Annotated in this window: 11 protein-coding genes, 1 tRNA gene and 4 pseudogenes; 9 read left to right on the top strand and 7 right to left on the bottom strand. The window is 68.5% G+C overall.

Features of this window, described 5'->3' with window-relative positions:
* Positions 1–14 precede the first annotated feature (14 nt).
* Both OG729_RS12650 and OG729_RS12645 read right to left on the bottom strand, forming a co-directional pair.
* Positions 15–241, bottom strand: a pseudogene (locus tag OG729_RS12650) (DNA-binding protein); the annotation flags it as partial.
* 80 nt (positions 242–321) lie between these two features.
* The gene (locus OG729_RS12645; protein WP_405806053.1) at positions 322–978 is read right to left on the bottom strand and encodes a hypothetical protein; all 657 of its coding nucleotides are present in this window, start codon (positions 976–978) and stop codon (positions 322–324) included.
* 270 nt (positions 979–1,248) lie between these two features.
* On the opposite strand from OG729_RS12645, the gene OG729_RS12640 reads away from it, so the two are divergent.
* Together OG729_RS12640 and OG729_RS12635 are read left to right on the top strand one after the other, a co-directional pair.
* Entirely contained in the window at positions 1,249–1,395 is a 147-nt protein-coding gene (locus OG729_RS12640) for an integrase (protein WP_405811467.1), read from the top strand.
* 514 nt (positions 1,396–1,909) lie between these two features.
* Positions 1,910–3,148, top strand: a complete 1,239-nt coding sequence (locus OG729_RS12635; RefSeq protein WP_405806052.1) for a hypothetical protein — start codon at positions 1,910–1,912, stop codon at positions 3,146–3,148.
* A gap of 279 nt (positions 3,149–3,427) precedes the next feature.
* Here the strand turns inward: OG729_RS12635 and OG729_RS12630 are convergent.
* The 4 genes and pseudogenes from OG729_RS12630 to OG729_RS12615 form a co-directional block, all read right to left on the bottom strand.
* Positions 3,428–4,090 (bottom strand): annotated as a pseudogene (locus OG729_RS12630) (maleylpyruvate isomerase N-terminal domain-containing protein); the annotation flags it as partial.
* A 15-nt stretch (positions 4,091–4,105) separates the two neighbouring features.
* A pseudogene (locus OG729_RS12625) lies at positions 4,106–5,036 on the bottom strand (IS5 family transposase).
* A complete protein-coding gene (locus OG729_RS12620) occupies positions 5,018–5,230 on the bottom strand; it encodes a hypothetical protein (RefSeq protein ID WP_405811465.1) in 213 nt (70 codons plus the stop codon). The pseudogene OG729_RS12625 and the gene OG729_RS12620 overlap by 19 nt, the downstream one beginning before the upstream one ends.
* A gap of 393 nt (positions 5,231–5,623) precedes the next feature.
* Positions 5,624–5,755 carry a hypothetical protein gene (locus tag OG729_RS12615; RefSeq protein ID WP_405806050.1) on the bottom strand — a complete coding sequence of 44 codons (132 nt, stop codon included), beginning with the start codon at positions 5,753–5,755 and terminating at the stop codon, positions 5,624–5,626.
* On the opposite strand from OG729_RS12615, the pseudogene OG729_RS12610 reads away from it, so the two are divergent.
* Together OG729_RS12610 and OG729_RS12605 are read left to right on the top strand one after the other, a co-directional pair.
* Positions 5,753–6,032, top strand: a pseudogene (locus OG729_RS12610) (transposase family protein); the annotation flags it as partial. The gene OG729_RS12615 and the pseudogene OG729_RS12610 sit on opposite strands and share 3 nt — an antisense overlap.
* 296 nt (positions 6,033–6,328) lie before the next feature.
* Positions 6,329–7,630, top strand: coding sequence for a PQQ-binding-like beta-propeller repeat protein (locus OG729_RS12605; protein ID WP_405806048.1), 1,302 nt, complete (start codon positions 6,329–6,331; stop codon positions 7,628–7,630).
* Positions 7,631–8,037: 407 nt separating this feature from the next.
* Here the strand turns inward: OG729_RS12605 and OG729_RS12600 are convergent.
* A tRNA-Arg gene (locus OG729_RS12600) sits at positions 8,038–8,109 on the bottom strand.
* A 124-nt stretch (positions 8,110–8,233) separates the two neighbouring features.
* Between OG729_RS12600 and OG729_RS12595 the strand changes: the two genes are divergently transcribed.
* From OG729_RS12595 to thrC, 5 genes are all read left to right on the top strand, one after another.
* Positions 8,234–8,716 (top strand): response regulator, encoded by a 483-nt coding sequence (locus OG729_RS12595; RefSeq protein WP_360872266.1) that lies wholly within the window; start codon positions 8,234–8,236, stop codon positions 8,714–8,716.
* 55 nt (positions 8,717–8,771) lie between these two features.
* A complete protein-coding gene (gene nrtL, locus OG729_RS12590) occupies positions 8,772–9,860 on the top strand; it encodes an ArgS-related anticodon-binding protein NrtL (protein ID WP_405806046.1) in 1,089 nt (362 codons plus the stop codon).
* Positions 9,861–9,880: 20 nt separating this feature from the next.
* Positions 9,881–11,272 (top strand): diaminopimelate decarboxylase, encoded by a 1,392-nt coding sequence (lysA, locus tag OG729_RS12585; RefSeq protein WP_405806044.1) that lies wholly within the window; start codon positions 9,881–9,883, stop codon positions 11,270–11,272.
* Positions 11,273–11,372: 100 nt separating this feature from the next.
* Positions 11,373–12,662 carry a homoserine dehydrogenase gene (locus OG729_RS12580; RefSeq protein ID WP_405811117.1) on the top strand — a complete coding sequence of 430 codons (1,290 nt, stop codon included), beginning with the start codon at positions 11,373–11,375 and terminating at the stop codon, positions 12,660–12,662.
* 6 nt (positions 12,663–12,668) lie between these two features.
* The gene (gene thrC / locus OG729_RS12575) at positions 12,669–13,727 is read left to right on the top strand and encodes a threonine synthase (protein WP_405806043.1); all 1,059 of its coding nucleotides are present in this window, start codon (positions 12,669–12,671) and stop codon (positions 13,725–13,727) included.
* The last annotated feature ends 78 nt before the right edge of the window (positions 13,728–13,805 follow it).

Raw genomic sequence — 13,805 nt, 5'->3', positions numbered from 1 at the left:
CTGGGTGCCGGGAATCAGACCTTGATGACGGTGATGCGTGAGCCGCACAGGGCGGTGACGGCTTCGGGGTCCGAGGTGAGGACGGTGACGGGGCCGGGGCGGCGAGAGCGGTGGCGCTGAGCATGGCGTCGATCGCGCACTTGTGGCCGTGCAGCCCTGCGCCGACGAGGAGGGTGGCGGCGTGGCGGGCGATCGGTTCACTGATGGGTTCCACGACGAGGCGGGACAGCGTCCATGGAGGGGAGGGGGCGTGGGGTCGGGGTCCTCGGTGCCCCGCTGCCGGGCGACCACAGCCGCACCGACCCGTAGATCATTTACGAGTCAACCCTCGGCCTGCCGGGCGGTCTCGGAACGGGTGCGTTCGTATTCGGTCGGGTCCAGGATTTGCCAGACTGCCTGGCCGATGGCGAGGACGCCGCGGGCCGGCAGGGCCACGTCACCGATCCGCGGATTGTCCTGCAGCCGGACGGGGAGTCCGAGGTCGACGCCGTCGAGCGTGGCTCGTGAGTCATTGATGAAGTACATCTGCTGTGGCATGAGGGTTCCGGTGTGACCGCTCGGCATCACGCCGGACATCTGAAGGTGCCCCATTCCCAGTGCGCGGGCCATTCGCTCCCGAGCCCGGACCAAAGATCGCGCTCGCCATGTGGCGAGCGGTAGCGCCACGCTGACGCTGTTGAGGAAGCCGAGGAGGCGGGTCGAGGAGGCGGTGAGAGTCCAGTCCAGTGAAGGAGCATCCATCGTCACCTGCAAGGAGGCCGGGCCCGTCCAGGTGAGCCCGATACGGGCGTATCCCGTACGGTCGCAGGCCGCGCCGTAGTACCGGGGGCATGCTGTGTCCAGTCGTGCCCCGTGGACATGGATCGACCAGCTGCCGCTCGGATCGCGATGCCACAGCGTGCGGTAAGGCCCGAAGCTGTTCTCAGGAAAGACTCGGAGCGCGAGCACGTGACCGGAGTCGAAGGGCAGCGCAAACACGCCCCAACCCTTGACGTACTCGTGATCGGGCCAAGGTGCCCGACCCCGCACAGTGGGGATGTCCGACAACCTGGATGACAAGTCGAGCATCGTCATCACTCCCGGGCGTTGACCAAGAACTTCGATGCCCCGGTTCAAGCGTAGGACGGACAGGAGGCGGAAACCGGTCGAAGCCTGCCCGTGGGCTCTTCGACACGGGGAGTAAGGACAGCGCCGGGGTCGGCCGTGCATCTTCGGTCGGTGTCCCGCTGCTCGTCGAGGGGCTTCGACGTGCGCAGCGAGGTCGACCCGACGGAAGTTGCCGAGCGAGCAGGCAACAGTGTTGAGGTCCTGCTGAGTCGGTACGCCAAGAGCATCGATGGACGGCAGGAGGTCGCCAACCGTCGCATCGAGGGTCTGCTGCGCGAGTACAACTGAGACTCAGCGTCCCCGAGACGCACTGCCTCCGGATGCGCGACCGCGCCTGCTCCGGATCGGCCACCACCCTGGGATCCACGCATGCCGTCTCGTACGTCGGTGGCTATCGGCGTGCCCGCGGCCGGCGGCTTGTGGGTCTTTGCTGGAATGTCCCCCGCGCGGCCCGGTCAACGCCCAGGTCAACGGTGAGTTCTGGCGGACGGGCGCTGTTGCAGAGTGGTGACAGTACGGGGATTGTCCGGCCGATCTTGGTGGGTGAGGATGAACACATCGCCGCACAGCCGGAACCGAACAGGGCCGGACGGTAGGCGAGTTCACGCACCATCCGGTAAGCCTCTCCGCGCTGCCCGATCAGTTCCACCCCGTACTGCCTCGTTCCTTTTGCTGTCTCGTACCACCTCTCATCTGCTTCACCGTGCCGCGGCCACTTCGCCGCGCTGCTCCTGCGTTCGGCCGACACCCGCCCATCCAGCGGAAGCCCGGCCCCTAGTCGATTCCTTGGGGGGAGTCCACCATGTCCGCTCGCTTCGCCTCCGCCGCTGCTCTCACCGTCGCCGCTGCCGTCGGCACCACCCTCGTCCCGCTCACCGCGTATGCCGCGCCGGTGGCCTCCGGCAAGCCGCTCACGATCGAGCTGGGCACCCCGGCGCCGGCCGGACCGCTGAGCCGTGGCGGGGCTACCGAGACGTTCACGTTCACCGTGAAGAACTCCTCGGACAAGGCGGTCGACTTCCTGCCGTGGATGGTGGCCGACTCGGACGGTGCGAGCCCCGTGGCGTCCTCCCACATCGTCTTCGACGTGGAGCCGGTGAACGCCCCGGCGACGGACGACTACGTCATGCAGCAGGACGGCTCTGCGCAGGGCCTCTTCTACCCGGCCGGAAAGCCCAAGGGCGACCCGTTCTCGGTGCCCGCCAAGGGCGAGCTGAGCTGGAAGGTGTCCGTCGGCCTCGGCAAGAAGTACCCCTCCAACAACGGCAACCTGAAGCTGGAGGCGGCCGACCTGCTCGACCATGCCCAGCGCGAGAAGGACGACACCCTCGTCTTCGAGACCAGCCCGAAGGTCGAGTCCGGTCCGGCCAGTCTGCGCCTTCTGTCCGACCCGAAGACGCCCATCAAGCCCGGCACGTACGGCCAGGTCTCCCTGATCCACCAGCTCAAGGGCACGGCGACGTTCGACTCCGACCTGGCGACGACGCTGGAGGTCGAGCAGGGCCCCGACGACACGCAGTTCGTCCCCCAACTCGTGGTCGAGGAGCTCGCGGCCGACGGCAGCTACATCAGGGCCACCCGGATCGACGGCCAGAACAAGTGGCAACTGTCGGACATCGGCAAGAACTTCATCATGCACCGCACCACCCTTCGCGTGAGCGTCGTCGACTTCAAGGGCATCCAGAAGCCGCTCAAACTGAAGCTGCACGCGTCGAGCTCGCTGACCGAGGGCAACATAACGCCGTTCCTGGGCGCGGACGGCGCGATCACCATCGCCCCCGAGCGCGGCACCACGACGCCGGGCGGAACACCGTCGGCGCCCCCGTCCGCCACGCCGTCGCCCACGACCTCGGCGTCCGCGTCCCCGGCTCCGTCCGCCTCGCCCACGGACACGGCGACGACCGGCGCGAACACCCCCCGCACCACCACCGGTGCGCTCGCCTCCACGGGCTCCCCCGACACCACCTGGTACGCGGCCCTGGCCGCCGCTTTGATCGGCGCCGGCGGCGTGCTTACCGCGTTGCGTCTGCGCCGCCGCTGAGGCAGTGCGGCCGATGCGTCGATTTCAGCCGTGGGCATGGGGGAGGGTCTGAACCGGGCGATCAACCGCCGCTGTCACGAGACAGCCCGCGGTCAATGAACAAGCTGGGAGCCCTACGCGTCTCATCCTGAAACGCTCAGTCAGGCGGGCGATGGCCCCGCCTCAGCCCTGCGTCTTTGTCGCGAGTCCCCACAGCGGCCCCGAGGCCATCACAGCGTGGCTGTAGCCGTTCGCGGGAACAATGCCCTCGGGGCGGACGAGGTGGCGCGTCGTCACGTCCTACTCCGGCTCCCAGGCTTGGAGCAGGTCGAAGAGATGTCGGTCGCCGTGGAGTTGCAGGGAGTCCACCGGAATGCGGTCGTACAGGGTGAGGACCAGCTCACTGGCCGTGCCCCGGGCGGAGGCGGCGGCCGCGTCCGGGTCCTCGTCGGCAACGGTGTCAGACATTGTGCCGGGCGTGGGGAGGCGGGTGGTCCGTGCGCCGTCGCCGGAGAGGGAGAGGCGCCAGGAGCGGCCCTCTATGGCGTGGAAGTCGACGGCAGCGGCCTTGTGCGGCCAGGCGCTTGTCCATGCGCAGCAAGTGGACAGGAACTCGTCGACACCGTCGAGTGCCGCTTCGTCCGGCAGCGGCTGCGGGGTACCCAGGGTGATCTGGGCGTCGTAGGTGTGCACCGCGATCTCCTGGAGCTGGTGCCGGGCGACGGCACCGGAGGTCTGCGGCGACTCCGACCACCACGTCCAGCAACCGGCATCCGGGCCGGCCTCGCGCAGTGCGCTCAGCAACTGCTCCGTCGACTCGACCGACCAGGCCAGCAGGGCCTCGTGCTCCCGGGGCGCAGCCAGGGCGCCCTCCGAAGCGGTCTCGGCCGGGGGAGCATCGGCATGCCCTGCGGCGACGGTGGCGGCCCAGCGGCGGTGCACCCCGCCCAGATGTTGCACTAGGCGCTGTTTCTCGGATCATGTGCGGAGCCAGATCAGGAGTGCTGCGAGTGTGACGGTGCCGAGGTAGATGTAGGCGCGTTTCTCGTAGCGGGTGGCGACGGCTCGGAAGCCCTTCAACCGGTTGATGGCGCGTTCGACGGTGTTGCGCTTCTTGTAGCGCTCGCTGTCGAAACCGGTGGGCCGGCCGCCTCGGGAACCGCGGTTGCGGCGGTGTTCTTGCTGGTCGAGACGTTCGGGGATGGTGTGCCGGATTCCACGTCGTCGCAGGTAACGACGGTTAATTCGGGACGTGTAGGCCTTGTCCGCCAGGACATGGTCGGGGCGAGTGCGGGGCCGCCCGACTCCGGTGCGAGGCACGGATACCTGCTCCAGCACGCGCTCGAGCTGAGGGCCGTCGCCGTAGTGTCCGGGTGTCAGGACGAGGGCGAGGGGTCGGCATCGTCCCTCCGCGGCGAGGTGGATTTTGGTCGTGAAGCCTCCGCGGGAGCGTCCCAGGCATTCGCCGATCTGACCACCTCCGCCAATCGGGCGGCCAGCTTCCGAAGCACCGGATCGGCCTGGTTCGTCCCCCGGACGGCCCCCTTTGAACAACCGCGGCCGGCCGAGCCTTCCTTGCGCCGGCGGCGTGCTGGTGGGCCCGCACCGCTGTTGAGTCCACCGAGACGTCCCAGTCGATCCGGCCCGCGGCGTCCTCGGCGGCCTGGACCTTCGACAGCAGCATCTCCCACGTTCCATCCGCGGACCAGCGGCGATGCCGCTTATAGACCGTCTCCCACGGCCCGAACCGTTCCGGAAGATCCCGCCACTGAACACCCGTCCGCACCCGGTAGAGGACCCCGTTGATCACCCGACGGTGATCGCTCCACCGGCCCCCACGAGTACCACCACGAGGTAAGCACGAAGCCAGCCGATCCCATTCCGCATTTGTCAGATCCCCACGGCCCATACCCCGAGCCTGACCCCAACCCCCCGCTCACGTCCCGAGATCCGAGAAACAGTGCCTAGATCGAACAGCGTCCACTCGGGGCAGGTCGGCACCTGCACGTCGAGGCTGGGTGCGGAGGCGACCGCGGCCCGGAACGCGACCGACCTTTCGTCGATCAGCCGCAGCAGAACGCGGAACTCAAGTGTCTTTGCCACGCTGGATGTCTACCATCACGCCCGGACAACCGCCGTCGATTTTCACAGCCAGCACAGCCAGCACAGCCAGCACAGCCAGCACAGCCAGCACAACGGGCACGGCGGGCGCGCGACACGGGACGCGTGCCCTCGGATGACGCGGTGCCCTCATTCCGAAACGATCAGTAAGACGGACCGGAGACCCGGACAGCTGCGCTTCGAGCTGTCCGGCAAGTTTCCGCGGGTCATGGGTTTATCCGGACAGCCGGACAGCTGGGACACAAGGAGCCCTTTCCAACCTGACCGCGATGCTGGGTTGTTGGGGGGGCAAGGGCTATACGTAATGACGAAGCTTCTGGTAGACGGGTTCTCGATCAAGATCACCCGTGTCCGCCAGGAGCTTCGCGTGCCTGTCTACCCGTCCTCGATCGATCTGTCCAGCAGCACCTGCGGCACCTGGCCGAGCAACTCGCAGTTCGGCAACGGGAGATCGGTACGCGGTGGCGTCGACTGCCCGCCGGGCGCCAGGCCCTGCTCGCGAGCCACGGGATCGTTGACGCGATCGCCGTCGCGGGACTGAAGTGCTGGGCGGACAAGGCGTACCAAGGCGCCGGCCAGCACATCCGAGTCGCCTTCCGGGGCCCGCCGGCTCAAACGCTGGAAGCGACGACACAACACCACCCACGCCAAGATCCGGTGCGTCGGCGAGCAGGCCATGGCCGTTCTGAAGGGCTGGCGCCTACTGCGGAAGCTCCGCTGCAGCACCAACCGGATCACCGACATCGTGAAGGCCGTCCTCGTCCTTCATCATCCCTCAACATGAGGAGGCTCACGGTCTCGGGAACCCGGTGAGCATCAGCCAGAGGCCCCGCGGCGGTAGAGCCCCCAGGCACACCCGCTCACCAGCACGTAGGGAAGGTCTCATCAGGCGTGTTCCGTTTTCCCCGCCCTACGGCTGCACACGCTCCTCCGGAATCAACGGCTTGGCACAAGCCGTCCGGAACGTTCCAACTCCACGTCCCCGTCTGATGAATAACGAGCGACCGCCATGTAAGACACGGTCTAGGATGCCGCGGAGTTGATGATGTTGAAGCGATGGCAGTGAAACGGGGGACTCCAGTGCGCGTTGCGCATCGCCCGGCCGCGAGTCTGGTGCTTGCCGCGGCCGCCACCATGACCTTGCTCGCGGGTTGTTCCAGCGGCTCGCCGGAAGGGGGCGGCCAGGGCCCTGACCCCAGCGCGAAGGCGTACGACCCTCCGCGCAAGTTCGGCAAGGGAGTGAAGCTGTCCGCCGACGAGAACGCCAACGCAGAGGTCGCGCTGCGCGGCACCGTCGCGTATCTCCTCAATGATGACGGCCTTGAGGCGTACAACACCAGGACCGGAAGCAAGCTGTGGACCGTCTCAGGCCCCGATGGCATGTCCACTGGTGTGGAAGAGCGCTTCCGACTGAAGGACGACGCGCCGCCGGTTTTGGTGCAGCAGGGTGGACGGACATTCGCACTGTTCGCCTATCAGGATTACACCCCGGGCTCGGGTACGACCGCCGATGAGTCATCCGCGCATCTGCGGGCGGTGGACGCAGACACCGGCAAGGTCTCATGGACGGCCGAACTGCCGGTCCCAGCGGGAAAGTCCTTCGGCGACGACTCCACCCCGACCGTCGTCGGCGCAGAGAGCGGGACGGCCGTCGTCTCCGTCCGGACCACCCCGGAGGACGGGAACGGCGAGACCAGGAGCGCCATCACCTACGGCGTCGACCTGAATGACCATCAGGTCAAGTGGCGGCAGGACGACTTCGGGGCCGCGGCGCTCGAAAGCGGGACCGTCGTCGGTGCCCAGCTTCCCGACGCCGCGCAGATCGACTCCGAAAGGTGGTTCGCCGATGACGGAGGCATCAGCATCGTGGGCCGGTCCGCCTCCGACGGAGCCGTGCGCTGGAAGGATTCCCGCAACCTGTACGGGCTGAAAATCGAGCGCGTGGGCGCCGGCTTGTTCTCCTCCGAAGTCAGTGTGGAGTTCAAGGAGAACCCCAGTGACTTTGAGCTGCTCGACACCGGCACGGGCAAGCTTCCGCCCGGCATGACGAAAGACTCCACCGCCGCGATCCTTGGCCTCGACTGCGTGTATGACCAGCGCTCGGTGGTCGTGTGCGAGGGCGAGGGCTCCCTCGCCGCCCTGGACGCCCGCACGCACAAGGTGTTGTGGAGGATGTCCGACGATGACCCGGCGCGCAAGGTTCCCACGTTTCTCACCGCTTGGCACGGAGCCGTCTACGGCCACGTCGCCGGGAACGGCTACGTCATACTCGATGCCTCCACCGGCAAGGACCGCGGTACCTACGACGAGGGATTCCTGCGCGCTGTGAACGAGTACGGCGGCTTGGACCAGGACCTGACCGTCTACCCGGCGACCGGTTGAGATACGCGAATCCCGCCTGACACGAACGGACGACGAGGACCCGGGCCCGTGGTCGACCTCCCTGGCGTCCTCGAGTGGGCACGCGGAAGGGCAGTTCTCCAGGCTCTACAGGATCAGGAGGACACCCTTCTGGGCCAGGGCCCGTAATGGGGCAGCCCACGCCGCACTGCGGCGCGGGCTCCGGGAGCGAGGGCTGGACCGGGCCGTGAGCATCGCCCGGGTCGGCAACGGCGCTTCCGAGCCGCTCGTGGCCAAGGATCGGATCGGCCAGCGTCCCTTTCTATCGCAGGTCTATCGCGATCAGCGCTCAGCAACGACAAAGAGCCGGACCCAGTGGGACTGGGTCCGGCTCTTGAAGTCTGGCACTTCCGCAGGTCAGCGGGTTGATCACGCTGGTCCGGATGAAGTGCCCCCGGCAGGATTCGAACCTGCGCACACGGCTCCGGAGGCCGTTGCTCTATCCCCTGAGCTACGGGGGCGTTCCGCCGCTCTTCGCGGCGACGGGTAGAACCCTACCAGCTCCCATGCGGTCCCCGTGAACAGGTATTTCGGGCCCTCGAGCCGCGCTCCCGGAGTCCGAAAGGTCGCCCGCACGGGGTGGAAGTGGGCAAAACCCGGACGCAGCCCTGCCCTCCGACCTACTCTCGAGTTGTGTCAGGCGCGTCCGGTCGGGTGCTCGTTGTCGACGACAACAGGGTCATCCGGCAGCTGATCAGGGTCAATCTCGAGCTGGAGGGCTTCGAGGTCGTGACCGCGGCTGATGGTGCCGAGTGTCTGGAAGTCGTCCATCAGGTCTGTCCCGATGTCGTCACCCTTGATGTCGTCATGCCCCGGCTCGACGGGCTGCGCACCGCCGCGCTGCTGCGGGATGATCCGCGGACCAGTCATCTGCCGATCGCGATCATCAGTGCCTGTACGCAGTACGAGGTGGAGAGCGGCCTCATCGCCGGTGTGGACGCGTTTCTCTCGAAGCCCTTCGAGCCTGCCGAGCTCGTCCGTCTCGTACGGCAGTTGATGCACCGGGAGGGTCCGCCGTCTGTCGACGGCAGGCATGGTGCCGGGCGGGCGGGGAGCGCGCGCGGCTGACCGGATGGCGAAACCGGTTAGCGAAGGGCCCCCCTCCCTCCCATACGCTTGTCCCGTGACCCCCGCTGAGCTCTCCCGTACCGTGCTGCACGCCGTGTGCCGTGCGGTGGAGGACGGTGTGCTGGACGCGCCCGTGCCCGAGAGCGTCAGTGTCGAGCGGCCGCGGCCCGGGGGGAGCGGGGACTACGCGACCAATGTCGCGCTCCGGCTGGCCGGGCCCGCCGGGCAGCAGCCCCGTGCCGTCGCCGAAGTGCTGCGGGACCGTATGGCCGAGGCCCCCGGGATCGCCTCGATCGAGATCACCGGGCCCGGGTTCCTCAACATCACCCTGGGCGAGGGTGCGCAGCAGGCTCTCGTACGCAGCGTGCTGGAGCAGGGGCGTGACTACGGGTGGGTCGAGCTGACCGGGGAGATTGCCCAGCCCAGTTATCGCGCCGAGGTGCGGGCGGCCGTCGTTGCCGATGCCCTGCGGCGGATTCTGGGCTCGCAGGGTGTCCTCGTCCGTACCAGTTGCGAGGGGAAGGCCGATCCGGCCTGGGTCGAGCTGCGCGTACGCATCGAGGCTCAGGAAGGGCGGCGTCAGCTGCCCGCCGACGTGACGCCCGTGCCCGCCGATGACGACGCAGCCACCCTTGTGCGGCGGCTCGGGGTCGATGCCGCCCGATGGGGGCTCCTGTCCGCCGCGTCGCACGACCGCCCGAGGACCGGCGACGAGCTCCTGGTGCAGCAGGAGAGCAATCCGTTGTTCAAGGTGCGGTACGCCTACTCCCGCACCCGCGCCCTCGCGCGCGGCGCCAAGGAGCTCGGGTTCTCACGCGCCGCCGATACGTACGTCGACGCCCCCGCCCTCACCGCCGCCATCGGCGACTATCCCGCCGTCCTCGCCTCCGCCGCCCGCCTGCGCGCGCCCGACCGGCTCGCCCGGCATCTGGAAGCCACCGCCGACGCTCTGCTCGCCTTCCAGCACACCGTGCTGCCCTTGGGCGACGAGGACGACGAGACAGACGGGAACGACGGGAAAGACCGGAAAGACGAGAAACCCATGGCCGCCCACCCATCCCGCCTCGCGCTCGCCGAAGCCGCCGGGACGGTGCTCGCCGGTGGCCTGTCCCTGCTCGGCATCAGTGCACCCGAATATTTGTGAGACGTGAGAGAGACCGAGAAATGAGCCGTTCCGCACATCCCGCCGGGCCCCGTCACGCAGACGTCCTTCCCGAGGGGCACTACACCGCCCCTCCCACCGACCTCAACGTCCTCGACGAGAAGGTCTGGGCGAAGACCGTCTCCCGCAACGGCGACGGCGTCGCGACCGTCGGCGGGATCGAAGTGACCAGGCTGGCCGAGGAGTTCGGCACCCCCGCCTACTTCCTCGACGAGGCCGACTTCCGCGCCCGCTGCCGTGCCTGGGCCGACGCCTTCGGCAAGGACGCGGATGTCTTCTACGCCGGGAAGGCCTTCCTCTCCCGGGCAGTGGTGAAGTGGCTCTACGAAGAAGGGCTCAACCTCGACGTCTGCTCCGGAGGCGAGCTCACCACGGCTCTCGACGCCGGCATGCCCGCCGAGCGCATCGCCTTCCACGGCAACAACAAGTCCGCGCAAGAGATCGAACGAGCCGTGAGCGCCGGCGTCGGGCGCATCGTCCTCGACTCCTTCGAGGAGATCGTCCGCGTCGCCCACACCGCCCAGCGCCTCGGCAAGCGCCAGCGGGTGCAGATCCGTGTGACGGTGGGCGTGGAAGCGCACACCCATGAATTCATCGCGACCGCGCACGAGGACCAGAAGTTCGGCATCCCGCTCGCGGGCGGCCAGGCCGCCGAAGCCGTACGGCGCGCCCTCAAGCTCGACGGCATCGAGCTCATCGGCATCCACTCCCACATCGGCTCGCAGATCTTCGACACCTCGGGCTTCGAGGTGGCCGCCCATCGCGTGGTCCGCCTTCTCGCCGAGATCCGGGACGAGCACGGGATCGAGCTGCCCGAGATCGACCTCGGCGGCGGGCTCGGCATCGCGTACACCTCCGACGACGACCCGCGCGAGCCGCACGACATCGCCAAGGCACTGAACGAGATCGTCACCCGTGAGTGTGAGGCCGCCAAGCTGCGGACGCCACGGATCTCCGTCGAGCCGGGCCGCGCGATCGTCGGCCCCACCGCCTTCACCCTGTACGAGGTCGGCACCATCAAGCCGCTCGAGGGCCTGCGTACGTACGTCAGTGTCGACGGCGGCATGTCCGACAACATCCGCACCGCTCTCTACGACGCCGAGTACAGCGTCGCGTTGGTGTCCAGGACGTCCACCGCCGCGCCGATGCTCGCCCGCGTCGTCGGCAAGCACTGCGAGAGCGGTGACATCGTGGTCAAGGACGCGTTTCTGCCCGCCGATCTGGCGCCCGGTGATCTGATCGCCGTGCCCGCCACCGGCGCGTACTGCCGCTCCATGGCCAGCAACTACAACCACGCACTGCGCCCGCCCGTCGTCGCGGTCAGGGACGGCGAGGCGCGCGTGATCGTCCGGCGCGAGACGGAGGAAGATCTCCTGCGTCTTGACGTCGGATAGTTGAGATAGATGTCTCGCATCCCGGACGGGGGATAGAAACTTCCGTCCGGTGAGTGAGACTGGTCCACACCGTAGAAGTATTGAGAAGCGAGGTCGGATGATGCGTACGCGTCCGCTGAAGGTGGCGCTGCTGGGCTGTGGAGTGGTCGGCTCAGAGGTGGCGCGCATCATGACGACGCACGCCGACGACCTCGCCGCGAGGATCGGCGCCCCGGTGGAGCTCGCCGGCGTCGCCGTCCGCCGGCCGTCCAAGGTGCGCGAGGGCATCGACCCCGCGCTCATCACCACCGACGCGACCGCCCTGGTCAAACGTGGCGACATCGACGTCGTCATCGAGGTCATCGGTGGCATCGAGCCGGCCCGCACTCTCATCACCTCCGCGTTCGAGCACGGCGCCTCCGTCGTCTCCGCCAACAAGGCGCTGCTCGCCGAGGACGGCGCGACGCTGTACGCCGCCGCCGAGGAGCACGGCAAGGACCTCTACTTCGAGGCCGCCGTCGCCGGTGCGATTCCGCTGATCAGGCCGCTGCGCGAGTCGCTCGCGGGCGACAAGGTCAACCGGGTGCTGGGCATCGTCAACGGCACGACGAACTTCATCCTGGACAAGATGGACTCCTCCGGGGCGGGGTATTCCGAAGCGCTCGACGAGGCCACCGCCCTCGGATACGCCGAGGCCGACCCGACCGCCGACGTCGAGGGCTTCGACGCCGCCGCCAAGGCCGCCATCCTCGCCGGGATCGCCTTCCACACCCGCGTACGACTCGACGACGTCTACCGCGAGGGCCTCACCGAGGTCACCGCCGCCGACATCGCCTCCGCCAAGCGCATGGGCTGCACCGTCAAGCTGCTCGCGATCTGCGAGCGCGCGGCCGACGGTCAGTCCGTCACCGCCCGCGTGCACCCCGCGATGATCCCGCTCAGCCACCCGCTCGCCTCCGTCCGCGAGGCGTACAACGCCGTCTTCGTCGAGGCGGATGCCGCCGGGCAGCTGATGTTCTACGGTCCGGGCGCCGGTGGCGCGCCCACCGCGTCCGCGGTCCTCGGTGACCTCGTCGCCGTCTGCCGCAACAAGCTTGCCGAGGCCACGGGCCCCGGCGAGTCCGCGTACACCCAGCTGCCCGTGAGCCCCATGGGCGACGTGGTGACGCGGTACCACATCAGCCTCGACGTGGCCGACAAGCCTGGCGTGCTCGCCCAGGTCGCGACGGTCTTCGCCGAGCACGGCGTATCGATCGACACGGTGCGCCAGCAGGGCAAGGATGGCGAGGCATCTCTCGTCGTCGTCACCCATCGCGCGCCCGACGCCGCCCTCTCCGGGACCGTCGAGGCGCTGCGCAAGCTCGACACCGTGCGCGGTGTCGCCAGCATCATGCGGGTTGAAGGAGAGTAACCAGCAATGACTCACCAGTGGCGCGGAATCATCGAGGAGTACCGGGACCGGCTGCCGGTCACGGACACGACCCCGGTCGTCACACTCCGTGAGGGGGGCACGCCGCTCGTGCCCGCGCAGGTTCTCTCCGAGCGCACGGGCTGCGAGGTGCACCTCAAGGTCGAGGGCGCCAACCCCACCGGGTCCTTCAAGGACCGGGGCATGACCATGGCCATCACCAAGGCCAAGGAGGAGGGCGCGCAGGCGGTCATCTGCGCCTCCACGGGCAATACGTCCGCCTCCGCCGCCGCCTATGCCGTACGGGCCGGAATGGTCTGCGCGGTCCTGGTGCCGCAGGGCAAGATCGCGCTGGGCAAGATGGGGCAGGCCCTGGTCTACGGCTCGCGCATCCTGCAGGTCGACGGGAACTTCGACGACTGCCTGAACCTGGCCCGCAGCCTGTCGGAGAACTACCCGGTGGCGCTGGTCAATTCGGTCAATCCGTACCGCATCGAGGGTCAGAAGACCGCCTCGTTCGAAATCGTCGACGCGCTCGGCGATGCCCCCGACGTCCATGTGCTGCCCGTCGGCAACGCCGGCAACATCACGGCGTACTGGAAGGGGTACAAGGAGTACGCCGCGGACAAGGTGTCCACGCACACTCCGCGAATGTGGGGCTTCCAGGCCTCGGGATCGGCTCCGATCGTCCGCGGCGAGGTGGTCAAGGACCCCTCCACCATCGCCACCGCGATCCGCATCGGCAACCCGGCCTCGTGGAAGCAGGCGCTCGCCGCGCGCGAGGAGTCGGGCGGCTTCATCGACGAGGTGACGGACCGTGAGATCCTGCGCGCCTACCGGCTGTTGGCCTCGCAGGAGGGCGTCTTTGTGGAGCCCGCCTCGGCCGCGTCCGTCGCGGGTCTGCTGAAGGCCGCCGAGCAGGGCAAGGTCGACCCGGGCCAGCGGATCGTCTGCACGGTCACCGGCAACGGTCTGAAGGACCCGGACTGGGCGGTCGCCGGAGCGCCCCAGCCGGTCACCGTGCCGGTGGACGCGGCGGCGGCGGCGGAGCGCCTCGGTCTCGCCTGAGCCGCCCCCGCCGGCCCGTGGCGACTTCTCGTACGGACTTCTCGTACGGGCGCCTCGTCCGAACGCTGTCCGCGGTCC

The organism is Streptomyces sp. NBC_00210 (assembly GCF_045160975.1).
Taxonomy (GTDB): domain Bacteria; phylum Actinomycetota; class Actinomycetes; order Streptomycetales; family Streptomycetaceae; genus Streptomyces.
Note: the sequence above shows the minus strand (reverse complement) of the source record. Positions and strands in the feature narration are given on the sequence as shown.